The organism is Pseudooceanicola antarcticus, from assembly GCF_900215355.1.
Classification (GTDB): domain Bacteria; phylum Pseudomonadota; class Alphaproteobacteria; order Rhodobacterales; family Rhodobacteraceae; genus Pseudooceanicola; species Pseudooceanicola antarcticus.
On sequence record NZ_OBEA01000001.1, the window covers coordinates 581,611 to 603,615 of the forward strand.

General features: G+C 67.9%; 19 protein-coding genes. 8 read left to right on the top strand and 11 right to left on the bottom strand.

Annotation, left to right across the window (positions count from 1 at the left end; all coding sequences use genetic code 11):
- Positions 1 to 225: 225 nt before the first annotated feature.
- Positions 226 to 1,722 (top strand): phosphomannomutase/phosphoglucomutase, encoded by a 1,497-nt coding sequence (locus CRO50_RS02840; protein ID WP_097144346.1) that lies wholly within the window; start codon positions 226 to 228, stop codon positions 1,720 to 1,722.
- Between the two features lie 293 nt (positions 1,723 to 2,015).
- On the opposite strand, the gene CRO50_RS02845 is transcribed toward CRO50_RS02840, so the two are convergent.
- From CRO50_RS02845 to CRO50_RS02865, 5 genes are all read right to left on the bottom strand, one after another.
- On the bottom strand, positions 2,016 to 3,119 hold the full coding sequence (locus CRO50_RS02845) for a flagellar basal body P-ring protein FlgI (protein WP_097144347.1): 1,104 nt from the start codon (positions 3,117 to 3,119) through the stop codon (positions 2,016 to 2,018).
- Complete coding sequence (locus tag CRO50_RS02850; RefSeq protein WP_097144348.1) at positions 3,119 to 4,123, bottom strand: flagellin; 1,005 nt, start codon at positions 4,121 to 4,123, stop codon at positions 3,119 to 3,121. The genes CRO50_RS02845 and CRO50_RS02850 overlap by 1 nt, the downstream gene beginning before the upstream one ends.
- 3 nt (positions 4,124 to 4,126) lie before the next feature.
- The gene (gene flgK, locus CRO50_RS02855; RefSeq protein WP_097144349.1) at positions 4,127 to 5,584 is read right to left on the bottom strand and encodes a flagellar hook-associated protein FlgK; all 1,458 of its coding nucleotides are present in this window, start codon (positions 5,582 to 5,584) and stop codon (positions 4,127 to 4,129) included.
- A gap of 69 nt (positions 5,585 to 5,653) precedes the next feature.
- Positions 5,654 to 6,955, bottom strand: a complete 1,302-nt coding sequence (locus tag CRO50_RS02860; RefSeq protein WP_097144350.1) for a flagellar hook protein FlgE — start codon at positions 6,953 to 6,955, stop codon at positions 5,654 to 5,656.
- 111 nt (positions 6,956 to 7,066) lie between these two features.
- A complete protein-coding gene (locus tag CRO50_RS02865; RefSeq protein WP_097144351.1) occupies positions 7,067 to 7,900 on the bottom strand; it encodes an OmpA/MotB family protein in 834 nt (277 codons plus the stop codon).
- 221 nt (positions 7,901 to 8,121) lie between these two features.
- On the opposite strand from CRO50_RS02865, the gene CRO50_RS02870 reads away from it, so the two are divergent.
- The 4 genes from CRO50_RS02870 (at position 8,122) to CRO50_RS02885 (ending at position 12,147) form a co-directional block, all read left to right on the top strand.
- Positions 8,122 to 8,937: an NAD-dependent epimerase/dehydratase family protein gene (locus tag CRO50_RS02870; RefSeq protein ID WP_232617792.1), complete on the top strand. Its 816-nt coding sequence runs from the start codon at positions 8,122 to 8,124 to the stop codon at positions 8,935 to 8,937.
- A complete protein-coding gene (locus tag CRO50_RS02875) occupies positions 8,934 to 9,539 on the top strand; it encodes a sugar transferase (protein ID WP_097144353.1) in 606 nt (201 codons plus the stop codon). The genes CRO50_RS02870 and CRO50_RS02875 overlap by 4 nt, the downstream gene beginning before the upstream one ends.
- 2 nt (positions 9,540 to 9,541) lie before the next feature.
- On the top strand, positions 9,542 to 11,446 hold the full coding sequence (locus CRO50_RS02880) for a polysaccharide biosynthesis protein (RefSeq protein ID WP_097144354.1): 1,905 nt from the start codon (positions 9,542 to 9,544) through the stop codon (positions 11,444 to 11,446).
- Positions 11,447 to 11,592: 146 nt separating this feature from the next.
- Positions 11,593 to 12,147, top strand: a complete 555-nt coding sequence (locus CRO50_RS02885; protein WP_157791745.1) for an invasion associated locus B family protein — start codon at positions 11,593 to 11,595, stop codon at positions 12,145 to 12,147.
- A 3-nt stretch (positions 12,148 to 12,150) separates the two neighbouring features.
- Here the strand turns inward: CRO50_RS02885 and CRO50_RS02890 are convergent, their stop codons facing one another.
- The 5 genes from CRO50_RS02890 to CRO50_RS02910 form a co-directional block, all read right to left on the bottom strand.
- Entirely contained in the window at positions 12,151 to 13,215 is a 1,065-nt protein-coding gene (locus CRO50_RS02890) for a dipeptidase (protein ID WP_097144356.1), read from the bottom strand.
- Positions 13,216 to 13,297: 82 nt separating this feature from the next.
- Positions 13,298 to 13,852, bottom strand: coding sequence for an aminomethyltransferase family protein (locus tag CRO50_RS02895; protein ID WP_097144357.1), 555 nt, complete (start codon positions 13,850 to 13,852; stop codon positions 13,298 to 13,300).
- Entirely contained in the window at positions 13,845 to 16,772 is a 2,928-nt protein-coding gene (locus tag CRO50_RS02900) for a sarcosine oxidase subunit alpha family protein (RefSeq protein ID WP_097144358.1), read from the bottom strand. Before CRO50_RS02900 ends, CRO50_RS02895 begins: the two co-directional genes overlap by 8 nt.
- On the bottom strand, positions 16,769 to 17,044 hold the full coding sequence (locus CRO50_RS02905) for a sarcosine oxidase subunit delta (RefSeq protein ID WP_097144359.1): 276 nt from the start codon (positions 17,042 to 17,044) through the stop codon (positions 16,769 to 16,771). The genes CRO50_RS02900 and CRO50_RS02905 overlap by 4 nt, the downstream gene beginning before the upstream one ends.
- Positions 17,045 to 17,051: 7 nt before the next feature.
- Entirely contained in the window at positions 17,052 to 18,302 is a 1,251-nt protein-coding gene (locus CRO50_RS02910; RefSeq protein WP_097144360.1) for a sarcosine oxidase subunit beta family protein, read from the bottom strand.
- Between the two features lie 90 nt (positions 18,303 to 18,392).
- Between CRO50_RS02910 and CRO50_RS02915 the strand changes: the two genes are divergently transcribed.
- From CRO50_RS02915 to CRO50_RS02925, 3 genes are read left to right on the top strand one after another with little or no spacing between them, the layout of a single operon-like run.
- On the top strand, positions 18,393 to 19,325 hold the full coding sequence (locus tag CRO50_RS02915; protein ID WP_232617769.1) for a GlxA family transcriptional regulator: 933 nt from the start codon (positions 18,393 to 18,395) through the stop codon (positions 19,323 to 19,325).
- 54 nt (positions 19,326 to 19,379) lie between these two features.
- The gene (locus CRO50_RS02920; protein WP_097144694.1) at positions 19,380 to 19,793 is read left to right on the top strand and encodes an MbcA/ParS/Xre antitoxin family protein; all 414 of its coding nucleotides are present in this window, start codon (positions 19,380 to 19,382) and stop codon (positions 19,791 to 19,793) included.
- Entirely contained in the window at positions 19,790 to 20,482 is a 693-nt protein-coding gene (locus CRO50_RS02925) for an RES family NAD+ phosphorylase (protein WP_198431798.1), read from the top strand. The genes CRO50_RS02920 and CRO50_RS02925 overlap by 4 nt, the downstream gene beginning before the upstream one ends.
- Before the next feature lie 71 nt (positions 20,483 to 20,553).
- On the opposite strand, the gene glnT is transcribed toward CRO50_RS02925, so the two are convergent.
- Positions 20,554 to 21,870, bottom strand: a complete 1,317-nt coding sequence (glnT, locus tag CRO50_RS02930) for a type III glutamate--ammonia ligase (protein ID WP_097144363.1) — start codon at positions 21,868 to 21,870, stop codon at positions 20,554 to 20,556.
- Positions 21,871 to 22,005: the final 135 nt, after the last annotated feature.

The following is a 22,005-nucleotide window of genomic DNA, read 5'->3' on the forward strand; positions in this document are numbered from 1 at the left end:
TTTCGTTTTGCGCTTCCAGCTATAGGCAAGCCCATGGCGGCTGTCCAACCCGCGCAGAGCCGAAAGCCCGGCCAGTCGCCTGTATTCCCGGCGGTCTTTTGCCTGAGATTTTACGTTTCAGTAACAAAGCGGGTCGGCCTGTCGATCGCCGTTGATACTGTCCGGTGCTGGCGGTAACAAAATCCAGAACCTCTTGTTTCGATCTTTTCAAACGGATGACTTGGCATGACCAAACCGCTTTCCACCGTCACCCCGAATACCTGGGACTTCCTGCGCGAGCCCATGATCAAGCCCACGGGCTTCCGGGAATACGATGCGCGCTGGAAGTATCCCGAAGAGATCAACCTGCCCGGCATGACGGCGCTTGGCCTGGGGCTTGGCACCCAGATGATCAAGCGCGGCGTCGATCCGGTGATCGCGGTCGGCAATGACTACCGGGATTACTCGCTGGCGATCAAGAACGCGCTGATCCTCGGGCTGGTGCAGGCGGGTATTACCGTCAAGGACATCGGCCCCTGCATCACCCCCATGGCTTATTTCAGCTCTTTCCACCTGGGGGGCTGCGCGGTGGCCATGGTCACCGCCTCGCATAACCCCAATGGCTGGACCGGGGTGAAGATGGGCTTCGAGATGCCCCTGACCCACGGCCCCGACGAGATGGCCGAGCTGCGCGATATCGTGCTGAATGGCGAGGGTGTGGAACGTGACGGCGGCAAGGTCGAGCGTGTCGACGGTGTCTTCGAGGCCTACCTCGACGACCTCGTGGGCGACTTCAGGATGAGCCGCAAGCTGAAGGTGGTCTGTGCCACCGGCAACGGCACCGCGGCGGCCTTCGGTCCGGCGGTCTTCGAGCGCCTGGGTGTCGAGATCGTGCCCTCGCACAACGAGCTGGATTACACCTTCCCCCACTACAACCCCAACCCCGAGGCCATGGAGATGCTCCATGACATGGCCGACACGGTGAAGGAATCCGGCGCCGATTTCGCCCTTGGCTTCGACGGCGACGGTGACCGTTGCGGCGTGGTGGACGACGAGGGCGAAGAGATCTTCGCCGACAAGGTGGGGGTCATCATGGCCCGCGACCTGATCAAGCTCTACCCCGGCTCGACCTTCGTGGCGGATGTGAAATCCACTGGCCTCTTTGCCTCGGACCCCGAGCTGATCGCGGGCGGTGCCGTGGCCGACTACTGGAAGACCGGCCACAGCCACATGAAGCGCCGCGTGCATGAGCTGGGCGCCCTGGCGGGCTTCGAGAAGTCGGGCCACTACTTCCTGTCCGGCGATATCGGACGCGGCTACGACGATGGCATGCGTGTCGCGGTCGAGATCTGCAAGCTGATGGACCGCAACCCCGACAAGTCCATGTCGGACCTGCGCAAGGACCTGCCCGTCACCTACTCGACGCCCACCATGTCGCCCTATGCCGCGGATGAAGAGAAATACGACATCCTCGCGCGCATCGTCGAGAAGCTGGCCGCCAAGGCCGACGCCGGAGAGACCTTCGCCGGTCGCGCGGTGAAGGAAGTGGTCACGGTGAACGGTGCCCGCGTGATCCTGGACAATGGCTCCTGGGGTCTGGTGCGCGCCTCGTCGAATACGCCGAACCTGGTGGTGGTCTGCGAAAGCTCGGACAGCGAGGCCGAGCTGCGCGCGATCTTCAAAGAGCTTGACGACGTGATCCGCACCGAGCCGGGTGTGGGCGATTACGACCAGACCTTCTGATCGTTTCAACGATATGAGAGGCCGGGGGAAGGTGGGTGCGAACCCACCCGACGCCCGGCCTCTTCTCTTTCGCGCGCCAGGGTAGGGCCGCGCCTGCCGGGGTCCGTGGCGGGCTCTCTGCGGGTGCTGCGCTTTCGTCGCGCGGGCATCTGGATCTTGGGTGGCACCGGTAGCGTAATGGCGGGCGGCGGCCCAGGTGTAGCGCGGGTGCCAACCCATCATCCCCGGCCCGCCCGTGACGCGCCAGCGCAGGATGAATTGCGACGCGCTAGCGCAAAATGATTTGCGACGCGCTAGCGCACGATGAACTCCGCGTGCAGCGCCCCGGCGGCCTTGATGCTTTTCAGGATGTCGATCATGTCGCGCGGCGCCACGCCCAGGGCGTTCAGCCCGGCGACGACCTCTGACAGCGAGGTCCCCTCGCGGATCTCGGCCAGGCCGATGCCGGGCTCCTCGACGATCTCGGCATTGGTGCGCGGCACCACCACCGTCTCGCCCTCGGCGAAGGGGTTGGGCTGCACCACCGCCGGATCCTCTTCTATGCGCAGGGTCAGGTTGCCCTGGCTGACCGCCACCCGGCTGATCCGCACGTCCTCTCCCATCACGATGGTGCCCGAGCGCTGGTCCACCACCACCCGCGCCTTCTGCTCGGGTTCGACCAGGATGTTCTCGACCCGGCCCAGGGCATGGGCCGGAGAAGCCATGCCGGTCGCGGTGATATCCAGCCGCACGGTCCCGGAATCGAGCATCCTCGCCACGGGGGTGGCGAAACTTTCGTTGATCGCCTGCTCGATACGGGCGGCGGTGGTGAAATCGGGTTCCCGCAGGGCCAGCCGAAGCGAGGACAGGGCCGAGAGCTCGAAGTCGACCTCGCGTTCCACCCGCGCGCCGGAGGGGATCACGCCCGAGGTCGGCACCCCCTGCACCACCTGCGCCGCATCGCCCTGGGCCGCTGCCCCGCCCGCGATCACCGTGCCCTGGGCCACCGCGTAGATCTGGCCGTCGGCGGCGTTGAGCGGGGTCATGATCAGCGTGCCACCCAGCAGGGAAGAGGCGTCGCCGATGGCCGAGACCGTCACGTCGATCGTCCCGCCGGTGCGCGCGAAGGGCGGCAGGGCGGCGGTGACGAAGACCGCGGCCACGTTCTTCGGGCGGAACTGCTCTCCGGTGATGTTCACGCCGAGCCGTTCCAGGATGTTCGACATGATCTCTTCGGTGAAGGGCGCGTTGCGGATGCCGTCGCCGGTGCCGTTCAGCCCGACCACCAGGCCATAGCCCACCAGGTCGTTGCCGCGCACGCCGTCGAATTCCACCAGGTCCTTGATGCGGATCGGCCCGGCGAGCGCCAGCTGCGGCATCAGCAGCGCCAGGCAGAGCAGGAGGCGAGAGACCCACATCACAGGTAGTCCGTGAGCGAGAGCCGGGCCAGTTTCACCGTCATGGCGTAGAGCGCTTCGAGCTGGAATTGCACGTCCTCCAACTGGGTTGCGGTCTCGTAGGGATCGACGGCCAGGAGCTCTGACTGGGCGATCAGGTAGCCGGCGCGCTCTGACACGATCCGGGCAGAGCTTTCCTGCGCGCGGGTCTGGGCATAGCCGAGGTCGGCGCGGATCTGCACGAGACGTTCCTGCTGGAATGACAGCCCCTCGCCCGCGGCCTTCATCATCTGGGCCTGCAGGTCGCTGTCGAAGCCAAGGGCCTGGTCGGCCGTCAGCGCAGCCATGGAGGCGAACTTCAGCATGGTGCGGAAGGCCTCGTCATCGCCGCGCAGGTCGAGGTCGACGGTTTCGCCCTCGCCCAGGACGAAGGGTTGCAGCGAGGTGGCCGAGCCCTGGTAGGCCACCGTGTCGAAACCGCCGCCGGTGTCGAACCAGGTGTCGAGCACACCCTGGACGCCCGCCAGTGTGGTCTGGCCTGCCAGCGCCGTGCGCAGGTCGGCCAGGATGTCCTCGTGCGAGACCAGCGGCACCGTATCGCTGTCGATCCCCGAGAAGAGCGCCCGACCGGCGACGGTGGAATTGACCGCGTTGACCATGCTCTCGAGGTCCTCGGTCGCGCGTGTCGAGGCGCTGATCACCGCCTCGTCCAGGAAGGAGCCCGCCGCCGTTAGCGCCGCTGACCCCAGGTCGGTCGAGAGGGTCTGGAAGCGCTCAAGCACGTCCTGCATGGTCTGGGTGAAGAGGATCGCCTCGCCCGTGGCCGCGTCGTAGCTGTCGAGCAGGGTCAGGTTACGCTCCACGTCCGCGAGGTAGGAATAGCTGCCCGACAGGTGCCGCGCCACGTCGGCGGTGCGCCCCGAGGCGAGCTCCTGGCTGAGCTGGTTCATCCGGCTCTTCAGGTCGGTGTTCTGCTGGCGCAGCATGAAGCTTTGGGCGAGGTCGCCGATGGTGATGGCAGGCATGGCTCAGATCCTCATCAGGATGTCGAGAAGATCCTCGACGGTTTGCACGAGGCGGGCATTGGCGGCGTAGGTCTGTTCGATCAGCAGCAGGCGCTGCATCTCTTCATCGGTGTCCACCCCGTCGGACAGAAGCCGCGACTTCAGCTCTCCCTCTCGGGTGGTGGCGAAGGCAAGGCTTTGCTCCGAAAGGTTTCTTTCTGTCCCGGTGAGGGACATGATCGACGAGGCGAGGTTGGGGGCAGAGATGCCCGAGGTGGTGAAGGGCCCCGAGGCGGGGGTGCGTTTCTCGTTCAGCGCGGCCAGCGTGTCCTGCAGCAGGGTGGCATCTGAGACCGGCCCCTGGACCGTGGCATTGATGCCGTCGCGCAGCCGCCAGGTGGCACCGCCCTGGTCGGGGTCGACCGCGGCATTGACCGCAAGTCGCGAGGCCAGGCCGACCTCGTTCGCGGCGGTGAAGGCCGCGGCGTTGTCGGTGAAGAGGCCGGCGTCCCCGGCCAGCAGCGTGGTGTCGAGCGTCGGGTCCTGGAAGCGTTCGACCAGGTCGCGGGCCACCGAGTCGATCCGCGCCTGGGCCTCTTCCGCCAGTTCGTCGCGCACGGCAAAGAGCGCGGCCAGGCGCCCTCCGGCGACGGGGCTGCGATCATCGGCGGTGTCGATATCGACGCCGTTGATCGTCAGGCCCGAGAGCAGCCCCGCGCCCTGGGTCATGTTGGCGGTGATGGTCGTGGTGCGGGAAAAACCGAACTCGACCGCGGAATTGCCATCCAGCAGGATTGCGCCGCCGAGGGTGAACAGCGCCACCTGGCCGTTGTCGCGCGCCACCTCGATGATCGGCACGTAGTTCGAGAGCTCGTCCAGCGCGGCCTGTCGGTGATCCTCGAGCGGCGCGGAATTGCCCCCGGTCAGCCGGGCGCGGTTGATCCCCTCGTTGAGGCTTCTGACCTCCTGCAGCAGGTCGTTCATGCGTGTGACCGCGGTGGCGATCTCGGTATCCGCATCCTGGCGGATCGTCTGAATGCCGTCGCCGATGTCCTTGATCGACTTGGCCACGTCCTGGGCCGCGTAGAGCACGGTGGTGAGCCGTTCGGTCAGGTCGGGGCGAGAGGCGGCGGCAATGAGACTGCTTTCAAGGGTCGTCAGGCGCCCGGACAGCGAGGTGCCATCCTCGGGCGTGCCCAGCAGGTCTTCCATCCGGCGAAAGAACACCGCCTGCGCCTGTGTCTGTTGCATCGAGGCATTGGCGTCGCGCCGGTCTGCGACCAGCCCCTGGTCGACATGGCGCACCACGCCGCCGATCTGCACGCCGCCCCAGGTGCCCGAGCTGCGGGCCGAGGTCTCCAGCGTCCGGCGGGCGTAGCCCTCGGTCATGGCGTTGGAGATATTGGAGGCGACCACGGAGGAATTGCGCGCCGTGGCGGTCAGGCCCGAGAGGGCATTGGACAAGGCTCCGGACAGGCTCATGTGGCGGACCTTTCTGGACAGCGGGGATCATGCGGCGGCGCGTCCTGCGCCGCCGGGGGCAAGCCTTTGTCAGCGCTTGATATTCGTGGTTTCCTGCAGCATCTCGTCGACGGTCTGGAAGACCTTGGCATTCGACGAATAGGCGCGCTGGGTGCGGATCATGTCGGTCAGCTCTCCGGCGACATCGGTGCCGGATTCCTCGCGCGCGTAAGAGACGATGTCGCCGGTGGGTCCGTCGCCTGCATTCCATAGGTAGAAGCCGCCGCTCTCCGGGGTGGGCATGTAGGTCTGGTAGTCCATCGACTTCATGCCGTTGACGTTGACCACATCGGCCAGTGGCACCTGGTAGAGCACCTGGGCCGCGCCGCTTTCGAAGAAGGCGCGGACATAGCCGTTGCCGTCGACCTCTACCCCGGTGATGTTCGACACCGCGGAGCCATCCTTGGTGATGCCCGTCGGCGCGAACTTGTCGCCAAGTTGCGAGAGGCCGCCGCTTTCATCCAGGAGCCCCAGGTCGATCTCGATCGGGCCTGATGCGACGGTGACGGTCACCTTGCCGGTCACCGCGTCATAGGCGGTGCCCGCGGCGCCCAGGGTCACCGCGTCAAGCGTACCGCCCTCGGTCCGTGTGTCATTGAAATCAAGGGTATAATCCCCGACGGTCGTGCCAAGCGCGCTGTCGTCGATGACCATCTGCCAGGAGTTGGAGGCCCCCGGCCCGGCCACGTCCGGCGTGAAGGTCACCGTCAGCGTCTCGGGCTTGCCGAGGTTGTCGTAATACTCGATCGTCACAGACAGCGGATCGCCAGAGGCGGTGTCCTCGGTCTCGGTCGCGGGCAGGTTGACGCCCATGCTGACCTCGGTCGTCGGATTGCCCGCATAGGCCGAGGGGTCGATCTGCACCGGCACGAGGCCGGTCGAGGTCTCTCGCGCCACGGCGGGGATCGAGCCGTCGCTATTGGCTTCCCACCCCAGCAGGATCAGCCCGGTGTCGGTGCGCAGGTAGCCGTCTTCATCGGTGCGGAACGAGCCGGTACTGGTCAGCAACATTTGCTCGAAAGTGCCGGTCGCCGCGACCTCGGCGCCATAGGCGACCGGCAGCATGCCGCGTTCGCGCACCGCAAGGTCGGTGGGATTGTCCGTCGGCACGATCGAGCGCCGCTGGTCGATCTGGCGCATGGTGGTCGCCCGCACACCGCCCGCCGTATAACCCGCCCCGCTTTCGCTGAGCACGAGCGAGCTGAAGTCGGTCGAGACCTTCTTGTAGCCGAAAGTGGAGGAGTTCGCGATATTGTCGGCAATCGCCGCAAGCCGCGTGGCATTGGTCTGTAGACCCGCCACGCCCGCATTGAGGGACGAGGAAATAGTCATGAATACGCCTTTCTGCTGCATCGACCTTTTCGTCCCTGCAACAGCTAAAGGCGCGGGCTTAAAATGCCGCTAACATCTAAAATCCTTGGCACTTCCGGCCCGGATGCGGGGCTAGCGGTTCTTCCGCAGCAGGATCAGCTCAAGCCGATTGTTCCGCGCTGACATGGGGTTGCGGTCTGCCAGCTCGCGGTCCGCATGGCCGGTGATCCGCGCCACGCGCGCGCCGGGCAGGCCCTGCTGCTCCATCAGCTTGCGCATGCCTTCGGCGCGCTGAGTCGACAGGTCCCAGACCGGATTGTTGTTCAGCACCACGGGGCGGGCATGAACATGGCCCTCGATCGCCATCTCGTTGGTGACCAGCGAGGTCACTCGCACCAGCATCGCCGCCAGCTGCTCCAGCAACGCGGTCGGCTCGGCGGTCTCGCCCATGTAGAGAGAGGCCTCTTCGGTCTCGAAGAGCTCGATCACCAGGCCCTCGTCGGTGACGCGGGTCACGATATGGCGCAGCATCTCTGGGTGGACATCGCTTTCGCCGGACTGGCCGCGCAGGATCTTCTCGATCTCTTCCAGCTGGCGCTGCTCGGCGTCCTCGGCCTGCTGCGCCTCGCGGCCGGAAGACTTGTCCTGCGGCGTCGGATTGAGAGAGGTCGCGCCGGTGCCGACCTGCGGCAGGGCGATCTCCGAGAAGGTGCTTTCGCCCCCGAAAGCCCCGTCGCCGCCGCCGGAAACCCGGTTCAGCGGGATCGTCGGAGAGAAGTAATCCGCGATCCCCTTGCGTTGCTTCTCTGTCGTCGCGTTCAACAACCACATCAGAAGGAAGAAGGCCATCATGGCCGTCACGAAGTCGGCATAGGCGACTTTCCAGGCCCCACCATGGTGCCCGTCGCCGCCCCCCTTCTTCACCTTCTTGATGATGATTGGCGCAGCATTGCTCTGCCCGCTCATCTCCACCACCTCGGTAACTCACCCGATCTCAGGTTTAGCGACGGTGTCTTGCAGGAAGCTTAACGGCTGCGATTTTAGGGATTTTCGGCAGGAGGAACGTAAGGGGAACTTTAAGGACTTGCAGTCAGTGTGAGTCGAAAGGCAGCACGGGAAGGACGATGGTCGCGGCGGATCTACTGGTATTGGGCAGTTCCGGAAGGGTTGGCAGGCTGTTGCGCGGCGTGCTCTCCGGCTCGTCGTGGCTGCGGGCCGGATTCGCGGAAGGCGCGCCCCGGATCGTCTGGCAGTACCGCTCGGGCGACGGGGCGGATGTGCTGAAATGGCAGCCGGGCCGACCGCTGCCCCGGGGCTTTTCGGCGCGGGTGGTGGTGGCGCTCTGGGGCGTGACCTCGGGCCCGCCAGAGGCGCTGGCCCAGAACGCGATGCTGGCGCGCGCGGCCCTGCACCTGGCGCGACGGGTCGGCGCGGAAAGGGTGCTGCATCTGTCCAGCGCGGCGGTGCAGGCGGGGCTGCAGGGCGCTCCGGCAGCAGAGGATCTGCCGCCCGCGCCGCTGACCGCCTATGGCGAGGCCAAGCTGCGGATGGAGGAAGAGATTGCCGCCTGGCACGGGGCCCAGCCGGGCACCACACCGCGCAGCGTGATCCTGAGGATGGGCAATGTCGCCGGGGCGGATGCGCTTTCGGTGGCGCTGGATCGCGGCGGGCCCGTTGTTCTGGATCGCTTCCCCGATGGCGGCGGGCCGCGCCGCTCCTACATCGGGCCAGAGGATCTGGCGCGGCTGCTGGCTTGCCTCGCCACCTGTCCGCTGTCCCGGTTGCCCGCATGCGTCAACGTGACGGGGCCGCGACCCGTTGCCATGGCCGACCTCGTGCGTGCGGCGGGCCGCAACCTGCGCTGGCGTCCTGCGCCTCCGTCGGCCTTGCCGGTCATGGCGCTGGACCCGAGGCGGATGGAGGCTCTGACGGGTGAGTTGACAGGCAGCGGCACCGCGCGCGGACTCGTCGCGCAATGGCACCGCACGCGGGAGGTGGCATGAGCTTTTCCCGACGCAAGCGGATCTTTGACCTGGTGCTGACCCTCCTGGCATGCGTGGTCCTGTGGCCATTGTTGCTGGGGGTCGGCCTGGCAGTCTGGCTCTGCGACGGCCGGCCGGTCTTCCATGGCGGAGAGCGGATGCAAAGCCCCACGCGGGCCTTCACCCTGTGGAAGTTCCGCACAATGGTGCCGGAGGAGGGGGATCTTGGCGTCACGGGTGGCGACAAGACCAACCGTGTGACGCCGCTTGGCCGCCGGCTGCGACGGGCCCGTCTGGATGAGCTGCCTCAACTCTGGAACCTGCTGCGCGGTGATATCTCGATCGTCGGCCCCCGCCCGCCCCTGCGCCGCTATGTCGAGGCCTATCCGGCGCTCTACGCCGAGGTGCTGCGCTGCCGTCCGGGGCTGACCGGCCTTGCGACGGTGGCCTTCCGACGACGGGAGGCAAGGTTGCTCGCCCCCTGTTGCACCGCGGAAGAGACCGAGGCGGTCTATTGCCGCCGTTGCATCCCGACCAAGGCCCGGCTGGATCTTCTCTATGCGGCGCGGCAAAGCCTCTGGTTGGACCTGGCGCTGATCCTGCGCACCTTCTGGCGGGAGTGAGCATGCAGGGCAGCAACCTTCGGACCCTCGCGCGCTGGCTGACCGGGTTGGCCCCGGGTCACAAGGCGCTGACCTTGCTGGCCCTTGACGGTCTGGCGGTGGCCGGGGCGGTGGTGATCCTCGACCTGGTGCTGCCGGGAGGGCTGCCGGGTCCGGTTGCCCTCTGGGCGGGACTGCTTTTCATCGGGCTGGGCGCCGTGCTGTCGCTGCACAGGATGAAGCTCAGGGACTACCAGCGACAGGGGCTGCCGCGCAGCCTTGCGCAGGGGCTGGGCCTGCTGGTGGGCTTGCTGCCGATGCTGGGTGGACAGCCCCGGATGGCGCAGCTTCTGCTCCTGGTCGGCCTGTCGGTGGCGCTGTCTCTCAGTGGTCGCATTGCCCTTCTTCGGTTGGCGCTGATCGCCCATGCGCTGGCCCGAAGGCCGCAACAGCTGCTGATCTGGGGCGCCGGTCGCGCCGGGCAGCAACTGGCCGCCGCCCTCGCCGGGGACGAGGCGCAGCGGGTGGTGGGTTTTCTTGACGATGACGCGCGCAAGCAGGGGCGGCGGCTGGTCGGCCTGCCGGTTCACGCGCCCTCGCGCGCGGGCTCACTGGTGGCGCGCCAGCAGGTCGACCGGGTGATCCTTGCCCTGCCGCGTCACGCGCATGGCCGCGCCCGGCAGGCTCTGGCCGGAGCCGGCTGCGAGGTGATGACCCTGCCCGGATTCGCCGCGCGGCTCTGGGGCGCCGAGCGCGCGCCGCCGGATGTCACGCGCCTGCTGGGCCGCGCCGGGCTGGACCGGGTGCTGCCCGAGGTGCGTGAAAGCTACGCTGGCCAGGTGGTGCTGGTCACCGGCGCGGGCGGCTCCATCGGGGCAGAGCTGTCGCGGCAACTGGCCCGGCTGGGTCCTGCGCGGCTGATCCTGCTCGATCACTCGGAACTCGCGCTCTATGACATCGCGCGAGAGCTCGAAGGTATCGCGCCCGAGGTCTCTGCGGTGCTCGGCTCGGTCTGCGACGCGGCCCTCGTCACAGAGCTGCTGCAGGGCCGCAGGGTCGAGGTGATCTTCCACGCGGCGGCCTACAAACATGTGCCCCTGGTCGAGGATAACCCGCTGTCGGGGCTCGAGAACAACGTCATCGGCACCAGGGTCCTGGCCGAGGCGGCGGCGCGGTCGGGTGTGGGTCGGATGATCCTCATCTCGACCGACAAGGCGGTGCGCCCGACCTCACTCATGGGGGCCAGCAAGCGCCTGGCCGAGGAGGTCGTGCAGGACCTTGCAGGCCGCAGCACGACGACCCGTTTCGCCATGGTGCGCTTCGGCAATGTCATGGGCTCCAGCGGGTCCGTCGTGCCGCTCTTTGCCGAGCAGATCGCGCGCGGCGGCCCGGTGACGGTGACCCACCCCGAGGTCACGCGCTACTTCATGACGGCGGAAGAGGCGGTGCGCCTGACCCTGCTGGCCGGCGCCTATGCCTGCGGCGGCGAGGTCTTCGTGCTCGATATGGGCGCGCCGCAGAAGATCCTGCACCTGGCGCGGCAGATGATCCTCGGTGCGGGGCTGACCCCGCGCGATGCCGACCACCCGGACGGAGAGATCGAGATCCGCTTTACCGGCCTGCGGCCCGGCGAGAAGCTGGAAGAAGAGCTGTTGATCGGCGATGACATGTTGCCAACCCCCCACCCGCGTATCCTGCGCGCGCAGGAGGCGCATCTGTCTCAGATCAAGGTCGCCGCGGCGCTTTCGGACCTGAAGCGCGCGTTGGAAAACCGGGATGCCGCTGCGGCGCGGGCGGCGGCGCTGCATTGGGCCGGGGGCGCGGTGCAGCAGTCGGGGACGGGCTGGCAGGTGCCGGGGGGCTTGCCGCCGCCTTATGCCGTTTCGCCGCGCAGGCTGATGCAGGGGCAGGCCGGGCCCCGCCATTGACAGGCCGCGGCGCCGCGATGGAAGGTTGCCCTGGGGCATTTCGCAAAGCGACCCCTGGCGCGGGCCGTGCTTGATGCACGGGGCCGCGTGGCACCGGCAACCGCCCCGGCAAGAGGCCGGGGATGACCCAGCGAGGAGAAAACACCATGGCCGCAAGGATTTTCGCAGGGCGCTTCCTGGCTCGGGGGATGCTGGTGGTGGCGCTGGTGCTGGGTGGTTTCTCTCTGCGTCCCGGCCTGGCGCAAGAGGCGGAGCAGGTGGTGAATGGCCAGAAGCTCGGTGCCTGGGGCGTCGCCTGCCAGGCCCTGGCGGTGAACAAGACCCGTTGCCATCTCGAGCAGACCCTGTTGCGCGATACCGACCGGGTGTTCCTGGCGCGCAGCCTCGCGGTCTGGTCCGACGATGGCAGCCGCGGTTTCCTTGCATTGCAGGTGCCGGTCGGCGCCTATCTGCCCTCGGGGATCGCCCTGCGCGCCGAGGGTGCCGAGACCGTGCATCCGCTGACATGGCAAAGCTGCTCGCCCGAGCTCTGCGAGGCGCTGATCGACCTCGACGACGCGCTGATGCAGGAGCTTTCCCAGGGCACGGGCAAGGTGGTCGCCACCTATCGCCCGAGGCTGGGCGCCGAGGCGCGGGTCTTCAATTTCTCGGTGTCGGGGCTGATCGAGGGCATGCAGGCCCTGCGACCGGGCGAGGGCTGAGACCTAGCCCTCCCAGGTCTTGCGCAACACGCGCATCCAGTTGCCGTGGCACAATTTCTGCATCAGCGCCTCGTTATAGCCGCGCTGGCGCAGGGCCTGGCGCAGGTTGGGCAGACCGCTGCAATCGCCGATGACCTCGGGCACGATCGCGCCGTCGAAATCGGATCCGAAGCCGACCCGGTCCTCTCCCAGCATCTGCAGCAGGTGGTCGAGGTGGCGTAGCAGGTCGTCCAGCCCGGTATCGGCCCGCATCTGGCCGTCGGGCCGCAGGAAGCCGGTGGCCAGGTTGATCCCCACCATGCCGTCGGTCTCGGCGATCATCGACAGCTGCCGGTCCGAGAGGTTGCGGGCGTGTTCGCAGACCGCCAGCGCATTGGAGTGGGTGGCCACCAGCGGCGCATCGCTGAGGCGGGCCACGTCGTCGAAACCCTTGGCGTTCAGATGCGACAGGTCGATCATGATCTTCAGCCGGTTGCATTCGCGCACCAGCCGCTTGCCCGCCTCGGTCAGGCCGGGGCCGATATCCGGGCCCGATGGGAAGCGGAAGGGCACGCCCTCGCCGAAGATCGTCGGACGGCTCCAGACCGGGCCGAGAGAGCGCAGCCCGCGGGCGTGGAAGCCCTCGAGCTCGGCGATATCGGGGCCGATCGCTTCGGCGCCCTCGATATGCAGCACCGCTGCCATGGAGGGGCCCTGCATCGCCGCTTCCAGCGCATCGACATCGGTGCAGATGCGGATCACGCCCGCCTCTTCCAGCGCCCGTGCGGCGGCAAAGCCCTGTTCGGTGATCACCCGCGCGGTGGCATGGTCGACCGGCGGCGGCAGCGGCAGGTCGTAGGCGGGCTTGGAGAACTCCTCCATCGAGAAGGCGCTTTCAGCCGGGCTGGGCACGAAGATGGCGAAGAAACCGCCGGCCAGGCCGCCGTGCTTCGCGCGCGGCAGGTCGATATGGCCGTCAGCACAGCCATCGCGCACCCTCTCGGCGGTGATGTCGCCGTTGATCAGCCGCAGAATCAGGTCGTTGTGCCCGTCGAAAATCACCGGGCTCCGCCGCGCCGCGTCCGTCATGTCAAATTCCCGCTTCCCTCACAGAGGGCAGAGAAGCAGCCCGCGAGGGCGCTGTCCAGTTCGCAAATGTGCCGCCCTGTCGCTATGTCGCGGCAGCGGCGGGCAACCGCCGGGCGGTTGCCTCGAGCGCATGCCAGAGCGACAGGGCAGCAGAGCGCAGGGTCATAACGCAGAGCTCGGTCTCGGCGGGGCGGGTCACCAGGCAGTTCAGGTGATGCAACTGGCAGCGCGTGGCCCGGCCGGGGGCCAGGGTTTCGGCGGGCAGGTTCACCAGCTTCTCGGTCAGTGCCCGCAGGGGCGGCGCACCGGCCTCCGAGCAGATGCGGATCACCACCCAGCCGTCGCTCTGTTCGGTCATTCGGGCACCGGGCAGGGCGGCGATGGCGGCACGGGCCGCGGCCGCGTCGCGGCTTTCCACCATCCACTGGCCGGGGCCGGTCCAGAAGGCGGCCAGGTCGCCGGAGCGCGCATAGGCTCCGGGGCCGGGCAGCGGCAGATCGGCCAGCGCGCTGGTCTCGTCCCGCAGCGCCAGCGAGAGCAGGGTGATCGCGCAATCCTCGGTCAGGGTCAGGGCGCCGTGGCGGGCTGCGGCGGGTCCGGCGGTGCCGAGCGCACCCATGGGGGTCAGGTCAGTCACGCAGGCGGTCTCCTTCCGGGTCGACGAAATGGGCGGGCACGATGCGGACCGGGATCTGCTGGTCCTGCAAGGGGTTGGCGGCGACCAGGGTCTCGCCCATCCGGGCCTCGCCCTGTTCAAGGTAGCCAAGCGCGATATGGCCGCCGACATGGGGTGAATAGCAGGCCGAGGTGACCCAGCCCTGATCGTTCGCCATGGTCTGCGCGGCGCCCGTCGCCAGCAGATGCGCCCCGGCGGGGATCGCCTGCTGCGGATCGACGGCTTGCAGGCCGACCAGGCGGCGGCCGTCCTGGGCCAGCCCCTCGCGGCGCGACATGACGGCCCCGATGGAGTCCTTCTTGACCGAGACCATCCGCCCCAGCCCCATCATCTGCGCCGTGGTCTGGCCGTTCAGCTCTGCCCCCGCCGCATGGCCCTTCTCGATGCGCAGGATCGACAGCGCTTCGGTGCCATAGGGGGTGACGCCAAGGTCGGCGCCCTTCTCCATCAGCCGCTGCATGAGCGCATGACCGTAGCGGGCGGGGACGGCCAGCTCATAGGCCAGTTCGCCCGAGAAGGAGATGCGGAAGAGGCGCGCCGGGCAACCGTTGCAGACGGTCAGCTCGGCGCAGCCCATGAAGGGGAAGGCCTCGGTCGAGAGGTCGAAATCATCGACCACGCGGGACAGCAACTCGCGCGACCTCGGCCCCGCCACGGCGATCTGTGCCCAGGCATCCGTGGTCGAGATCAGCGTCACGTCCAGCTCCGGCCAGAGGCACTGGCGGGCGAACTCCATGTTGCGCAGCACCAGGCCCGCGTTGGCGGTGGTGGTTGTGACGACGAAATGCTCTTCGCCCATGCGGGCGCAGGTGCCGTCGTCATAGGCGAAACCGTCCTCGCGCAGCATCAGGCCATAGCGTGCCTTGCCGACCTTCACGGTGCCCATCATGTTGCAATAGATGCGGTTGAGGAATTCCGCCGCGTCGGGCCCCTGCACATCCACCTTGCCCAGCGTGGTCACATCGCAGAGGCCGACGGCGCTGCGCACCGCCATGGCTTCGCGGTCGGCGCTCTGGCGCCAGTGGGTCTCGCCCGGTTGGGGGTAGTATTGCGCCCGCATCCACTGGCCGACCTCGGTGAAGACGGCCCCCTGGGCCTTGGCCCAGTGATGCGTCGGGGTCAGGCGGGTGGGGCGGAAGTCCTTCCCAGTGTCGCCGCCACCCAGCACGGCAAGGCTGACAGGCGTATAGGGCGGGCGGAAGATCGTGGTGCCGGTTTCCGGGATGCTGCGGCCGGTCAGTTCGGCCATCACCGCCAGCGCGGTCACGTTCGAGGTCTTGCCCTGGTCCGTCGCCATCCCCAGCGTGGTCCAGCGTTTCAGGTGCTCGACGGAACGCATGTTCTCTTGATGGGCCAGTTTGATGTCCTTGACGGTGACATCGTTCTGGAAATCCACCCAGGCGCGGCCCTTGCCGGGCACATGCCAGAAGGCCTCGGTGCGGATCTGGCGGTCTTCGCCCTGGGGCAGCGGGGTGTCGGCGGCGGGGGTGCCGAGCTGTTCCAGAGCCGCGCGGGCCGCGGCCTGACCCGAGGCCAGCGCCTGCGCGGTCGAGCCCTCGCCCGCCGCCGCCCCTGCGGGCAGCAGCCCCTCGGGCCCGCCATGGGACAGGAACGCCAGCCGGCTTTCGTCCCACTTCGGACGGCCCCGGTGGTGAGAGGCCAGCTGTACATTGGGGTTCCAGCCGCCCGAGACGCCAAGGGCAGAGCAGCTCAGCTCTTCCTCGCGCCCGTTCCAGGACAGCCGGATGGCGCGCAGCCCCTTGCGGCCCGAGGTGCCGGTCACGCGGCCCCCGGCGAAGATCGGGTAGTCACCGAAGGGCGTGGCCCCGGCGCGGCTGTCGATGACGCCCAGCAGGTTGACGCCCTTGGCCTGAAGGTCCAGCGCGGTGCGGTGGCCGTCGTCATTGTTGGTGAAGATCGCCACCTTGCCCGCGCCCGGCGTCACGGCCCAGCGGTTGGCATAGGCGCGCATGGCGCCGGCCAGCAGGATGCCGGGGCGGTCGTTGTCGCGGAAGGGGATGTGGCGCTCGGTGGCGCCGGTGGCCATGACGGCGCGCTTCGCGGTGATCCGCCAGAGCGTCTGGCGCAGGGGCGCGCCGGGCAGGTCCGAGACCTCTTCGACCGCGCCGTAGACGCCGTGGTCATAGACGCCGAAGACGGTGGTGCGGGGCATCACGCGGACGTTGGGCAGGGCGCGCAGCTCTGCCTCGGCCTTTGCCACCCAGTCGGCAGCCGTGGCTGCGTCCAGTGGATCGCTTTCGGCCAGCAGGCGGCCGCCCAGGCGGAAGTCCTCATCCGCCAGCACCACCTCTGCGCCCGAGCGCCCGGCGGTCAGCGCGGCGGCCAGCCCGGCGGCACCGCCCCCGATGACCAGCAGGTCGCAATGCAGGAAGCCCTTGTCGTAGCTGTCCGGGTCGGGCTGCATCGACAGCCTGCCCAGGCCGGCGGCATTGCGGATCGCGGGCTCGTAGAGCTTTTCCCAGAAGGCGCGCGGCCACATGAAGGTCTTGTAGTAGAAGCCCGCGGCGAAGAAGGGCGCGGCAAGGTCGTTGACCGACCAGAGGTCGAAGCCGAGCGGGCCCGCATGGTTCTGGCTGCGCGCGACAAGGCCCTCGGGCAGGCGGATCATGGTGGCGCGGGTGTTGGGCTCTGCCCGCGCGCCGGTCCCGAGGGTGACCAGCGCATTGGGCTCTTCCGAACCGGCGCTGAAGATGCCGCGCGGGCGGTGGTACTTGAAGCTGCGCGCCACCAGGCGGATGCCGTTGGCCATCAGTGCCGAGGCCAGGGTATCGCCCTCGAAACCTTGCAGCGTCCGCCCGTTGAAGGTGAAGGACAGGGGCTTGCTGCGGTCGATCAGACCGCCGGAGAGACGCGCATTCATTCCGGCAGCCCCATCTTCACGTTGCGCGCCAGCTTGGCGCCCAGGATCTCGTGCGTGGTGGTGTCGCGGGTGACCACCAGCCACGAGCGGTCACCGTATTCATGATACCAGAGCTCGCGATGCACCCCCGCGGGGTTGTCGCGCTGGAAGACGTAATCGGCGAAGGCGGCCTCACCCGCCTGCGGGTCGGGACGCTGCATCAGGGCGGCATCGCCGAGGTAGGTGAACTCCTGCGCGTCGCGCGGGCCAAGAAGCGGGTGCGGGATCAGCATGGGGACCTCAGTGCAGGTTGGGCTGGGCGCCAACGCCCTTTTCGTCGATGACATGGCCGCGGGCGAAGCGGTCCAGGCGGTAGGCGGCGGCGGTCTCATGCGGGCGTCCGGTGGCCAGCAGATGCGCGAAGCAGTAGCCAGAGGCCGGGGTGGCCTTGAAACCGCCGTAGCACCAGCCGCCGTTGAAGAAGAGCCCGTCGATATCCGTACGGTCGATGATGGGCGAGCCGTCCATGGACATGTCCATGACGCCGCCCCACATCCGCAGCAGCCGGGCCCGGCCCAGCATCGGCATCAGCGCCATGCCGCCCTCGGCCACGTCCTCGACCACCGGCAGGTTGCCGCGCTGCGCGTAGGAATTGTATCCGTCGATATCGCCGCCGAAGACCAGCCCGCCCTTGTCGGACTGGCTGACGTAGAAATGCCCCGCGCCGAAGGTGATGACGCCGGGGATCACCGGCTTCAGCCCCTCGCTGACGAAGGCCTGCAGAACGTGGCTTTCGATCGGCAGGCGCATGCCCGCCATCTGCATCACCCGCCCGGACGACCCGGCGACGGCGACGCCCACCTTGCCTGCACCGATGAACCCGCGCGAGGTCTCGACGCCTTTCACCGCGCCGTTCTCGATGCGGAAGCCGGTCACCTCGCAGTTCTGGATGATGTCGACGCCGCGCTGGTCGGCGGCACGGGCATAGCCCCAGGCCACGCCGTCGTGCCGCGCGGTGCCGGCGCGCCGCTGCAAGAGCCCGCCCTTGATCGGGAAGCGGGCGTTGTCGAAGTTCAGGAAGGGCGCCATGGCGCGCACGCCGTCCTGGTCCAGCAGCTCGGCATCGGCTCCGGCCAGCAGCATGGCGTTGCCACGCCGCCGGAAGGCATCGCGCTGCGCATCCGTATGGCACAGGTTGAGAATGCCTCGCTGGCTGACCATGGCGTTGAAGTTCAGATCCTGCTCCATGCTCTCCCAGAGCTTCATGGAGAACTCGTAGAAGGGTTCATTGTCCGGCAGCATGTAGTTCGAGCGGATGATCGTGGTGTTGCGTCCGATGTTGCCGCCGCCCAGCCAGCCCTTCTCCAGCACCGCGATGCGGGCCTGCCCGAAGGTGGCAGCCAGGTGGTAGGCCGTGGCCAGCCCGTGGCCGCCGCCACCGACGATGACGATATCGTAGTGGCCTTGCGGTTCGGGATCGCGCCACAGGGGCTTCCACCCCCTGTGCCCGGTCAGAGCCTCTTTCACCACCTTGAAGCCGGAAAACCGCATGGTCGCATCCTTTGACAGTTGCCTTGTGATAGCCCGCGGCCTGCGGCATATCTTTCGCGTATGGGACATATGATTTCAAAAAAGGGACAGGTGCGCCGGCTGGGGTTCCTGCTGCTGGACGGCTACGGGCTGATGTCCACCGCCGCCGCGATGGAGCCCTTCCGCGCCGCCAACCTGTTCTCGCCCAGCCCGCTCTACGAGATGCAGACTCTGCACCGGCCGGGTGGCGAGGGGCGTTCTTCGGTCGGCGCGGCCTTCCCCTCTGTGCCCTACGCCCAGGCCCCGGCGGATCTGGATATTCTCTTCGTCGTGGCGGGGGGCGACCCGATGGCGCTGCGCGATCCGGCGCTGTTTTCCTGGCTGGCGCGGCAGGCGCGGGCGGGCGTGGCGCTTGGCGGGATCTCGGGCGGGGCGGTTGTGTTGGCCGCCGCCGGTCTGCTCGAGGGCTACCGCTTCACCGCCCATTGGCACCACGAGGCCGAGATCCGCGCCACCTGGCCCGCGCTGCTGCTGGAACGCCGTCTCTTCCTGATCGACCGCGACCGCTACACCTGCGCCGGCGGCACCTCTCCACTGGACATGATGCATGCGCTGATTGCCCGCGATCACGGGACACGGTTTGCGCAGCGCATCGCGGACTGGTTCATCCAGACCGAGATCCGCCCCGCCGAAGCCCCGCAGCAGGGCTCTCTGGCGGCCCGCTACGGAGACCTGCCCGCCGCCGTCGAAGCCGCCGTGACGCTGATGGAAAGCCACATCGCCGATCCGCTGGACCTGGGCCAGCTGGCCGATCTCTCGGGGCTGTCATCGCGCCAGCTGCAACGCCAGACCCGCGCGGCGACGGGGCTGTCGGTGATGGCGCTTTACCGGGGCATCCGGCTTGCCACGGCGCGCGAGCTGCTGTCACGGCCCGGTCTCTCGGTGGGCGAGGTGGCCCAGATGACCGGCTTCACCAGCCAGGCGCATTTCGCCGAGGCCTTCGGGAAGGCCTACGGGCAAGCGCCGAGCGGGGTGCGGGGGTAATAGTTGCCATTTGGCGATATTGCGCTATATGTATGCCATATGGCGGAGGTCATGATGGAACTGCAGACCCTTTCGGGGACACCGGCCCAGGCCCACGATCCGCAGATCACCGATGCGGAAGCGGGTGCCCTGGCGCGCACCACGATCAATCTTTTCGCGGCCTGGCAGCTGAGTGATGCCGAGGCCCGCATCCTGCTGGGCGACATGGCGGCCCGGACCTGGGCGCGCTGGAAAGAGGGCAACATCGGGCGGATCGACCGCGACCTGCGGATGCGGATGGCGCACCTGATGGGCATCCACAAGGGCCTGCGCTACCTCTTCCGCGATCCTGCGCGGGGCTATGCCTGGATCCGCAAGCCGAACGCGGCCTTCGGCGGCATGTCGGCGCTCGAGCTGATGCTGCGCGGAGAGATGTCGGACCTGGCCGCGATGCGCGACTGGCTGAACGCCGAGCGGGGTGCCTGGTGACCTCGGCCAGCCTGCGCGCGGTGCAATGGCCCCGAAGCTGGCGCATCATCCGCTCGATCTACCCGCCCATCGACCTCTTCGAGGACATCGCCCACCCCCGCGACTGGGAGGCCCTGGTCTCGGTCGAGGCCAAGACCAACCCCCGTGTCCGCGACGAGGTGGGCGATCTGGGCAAGGTCCCCGCTGCCCGTCGGGTCTCTGGTCCGGGCGCGAGCCTCGTCATGGCGCCTTTCGTGCATTGCTCGCCCGCGCGACCGGGGCGATTCAGCGATGGAAGCTACGGGATCTACTATGCCGGCGACCGCGAGGAGGTGGCGCTGACCGAGACGATCCACCACCACGCCCGCACCATGGCCGCGACGGATGAGGCGCCCGGCTGGACCTCGGATTTCCGAGCCCTGGTCGCGCCCCTGGATCGCGCATTGCATGACGTGAATGCCGTCGAGGGGGTGCTGGATCCCGACGATTACCAGGCCTCCCAGGTCGAGGGCGGAGCGCTGAGGGCTGCGGGCAGTGACGGGGTGGTCTGGCGCTCGGTCCGCTATCCTGCGGGGGAATGCGTGGGGCTCTTCTGGCCGGATGTCCTGCCGATCCCCGTCCAGGCCGGGCACTACTGCTACCACTGGGATGGCAGCCGCGTGGACCTGGTGAAAAAGCACGACACCGGAGAGGTGCTGGAGGTCGGCTGACCCAACAAAAAAGGCCCGGACAGATGTCCGGGCCAAGTCGCTGGCCTTGCGGCCAACGGGGAGAGGTTCCGTCAGATGTCCAGCGTGTTGTCCTTCTCCCAGCGGGAGAAGTGGGACACGAAGCTGTTCCATTCCTGGTGCTTCATCTTGGCGTAGGAGGTCGAGAACTCCTTGCCCAGCATGGCCTGCAGCTCGGCATCCGCCTCGAAGTTGCGGATCGCGTCCAGCAGGTTCAGCGGCAGGCGGGGGGCGTCGGTGATCTTGTGGCCCTCGGCATACATGTCGATGTCGTGGCGCTGGCCCGGATCGGCCTTGGAGCGGATGCCCGAGAGGCCGGCGGCGATGATCACCGATTGCAGCAGGAAGGGGTTGGCGGCACCGTCGGGCAGGCGCAGCTCGAAGCGTCCGGGGCCGGGGACGCGCACCATGTGGGTGCGGTTGTTGCCGGTCCAGGTGACAGTGTTCGGCGCCCAGGTGGCGCCCGACATCGTGCGCGGCGCGTTGATGCGCTTGTAGCTGTTCACCGTGGGATTGGTCAGCGCGGCCAGGGCCTCGGCGTGCTTCATGATGCCGCCCAGGAAGTAGCCACCGCGCTCGGAAAGACCCACTTCGCCGATCTGGCCCCCGGCGTCTCCGGCGAAGGCGTTGACCTTGCCATCGAGATCCCAGACCGAGATATGGGCGTGGCAGCCGTTTCCGGTCAGCCCCTCGATGGGCTTCGGCATGAAGGTGGCGCGGAAGCCGTGCTTTTCGGCCACCGATTTGACCATGAACTTGAAGAAGCTGTGACGGTCGGCGGTGACCAGGGCGTCGTCGAATTCCCAGTTCATCTCGAACTGGCCGTTGGCGTCCTCGTGGTCGTTCTGGTAGGGGCCCCAGCCCAGGTCCAGCATGTAGTCGCAGATCTCGCTGATCACGTCGTAGCGGCGCATCACGGCCTGCTGGTCGTAGCAGGGCTTCTCGGCGGTATCGAAGGGGTCGCTGATCACGTCGCCTTCGGGGGTCAGCAGGAAGAACTCGGCCTCGATGCCGGTCTTGACGCGCAGGCCCTCCTTGGCGGCCTCGTCAACCAGCTTGCGCAGCACGTTGCGCGGAGCCTGGGCGACGTCTTCGCCCTCCATCACGCAGTTGGCGGCAACCCAGGCGACCTCGGGCCGCCAGGGCAGCTGGATCACGGTCGAGGGGTCCGGCACCGCCAGCATGTCGGGATGGGCGGGGGTCATGTCCAGCCAGGTGGCAAAGCCTGCAAAGCCCGCACCATCCTCGACCATGTCTCCGATGGCCTGGGCGGGGACGAGTTTCGCCCGCTGGCCGCCGAAGAGGTCGGTGTAGGAGATCATGAAGTACTTGACGCCCTTCTCTTTCGCGAAGGCTGCGAGATCCGTCATAGCGTGTCCTTTCCCTGTCGTGTCGCGGGGGTGTGTCCCCCCTGTCGTCTTGTCGGAAGGTGGAGTGGCACCCGCCGTTGTTTACCGTGGCGCCTGGCGGGGTGCCGAAAGGCGTAGGGCGGGGGTTTGCCCCGC

Excerpts from the sequence above, each read along its gene's own strand:
- CRO50_RS02890 (WP_097144356.1), bottom strand. The coding sequence starts at position 13,215 with ATGACGGACGCGGCGCGGCGGAGCCCGGTGATTTTCGACGGGCACAAC.
- CRO50_RS02905 (WP_097144359.1), bottom strand. The coding sequence starts at position 17,044 with ATGCTGATCCCGCACCCGCTTCTTGGCCCGCGCGACGCGCAGGAGTTC.
- CRO50_RS02880 (WP_097144354.1), top strand. The coding sequence starts at position 9,542 with ATGCAGGGCAGCAACCTTCGGACCCTCGCGCGCTGGCTGACCGGGTTG.
- flgK (WP_097144349.1), bottom strand. The coding sequence starts at position 5,584 with ATGAGCCTGTCCGGAGCCTTGTCCAATGCCCTCTCGGGCCTGACCGCC.
- CRO50_RS02900 (WP_097144358.1), bottom strand. The coding sequence starts at position 16,772 with ATGAATGCGCGTCTCTCCGGCGGTCTGATCGACCGCAGCAAGCCCCTG.
- CRO50_RS02885 (WP_157791745.1), top strand. The coding sequence starts at position 11,593 with ATGGCCGCAAGGATTTTCGCAGGGCGCTTCCTGGCTCGGGGGATGCTG.
- CRO50_RS02920 (WP_097144694.1), top strand. The coding sequence starts at position 19,380 with ATGGAACTGCAGACCCTTTCGGGGACACCGGCCCAGGCCCACGATCCG.
- CRO50_RS02860 (WP_097144350.1), bottom strand. The coding sequence starts at position 6,955 with ATGACTATTTCCTCGTCCCTCAATGCGGGCGTGGCGGGTCTACAGACC.
- glnT (WP_097144363.1), bottom strand. The coding sequence starts at position 21,870 with ATGACGGATCTCGCAGCCTTCGCGAAAGAGAAGGGCGTCAAGTACTTC.
- CRO50_RS02840 (WP_097144346.1), top strand. The coding sequence starts at position 226 with ATGACCAAACCGCTTTCCACCGTCACCCCGAATACCTGGGACTTCCTG.
- CRO50_RS02845 (WP_097144347.1), bottom strand. The coding sequence starts at position 3,119 with ATGTGGGTCTCTCGCCTCCTGCTCTGCCTGGCGCTGCTGATGCCGCAG.
- CRO50_RS02910 (WP_097144360.1), bottom strand. The coding sequence starts at position 18,302 with ATGCGGTTTTCCGGCTTCAAGGTGGTGAAAGAGGCTCTGACCGGGCAC.
- CRO50_RS02850 (WP_097144348.1), bottom strand. The coding sequence starts at position 4,123 with ATGCCTGCCATCACCATCGGCGACCTCGCCCAAAGCTTCATGCTGCGC.
- CRO50_RS02875 (WP_097144353.1), top strand. The coding sequence starts at position 8,934 with ATGAGCTTTTCCCGACGCAAGCGGATCTTTGACCTGGTGCTGACCCTC.
- CRO50_RS02865 (WP_097144351.1), bottom strand. The coding sequence starts at position 7,900 with ATGAGCGGGCAGAGCAATGCTGCGCCAATCATCATCAAGAAGGTGAAG.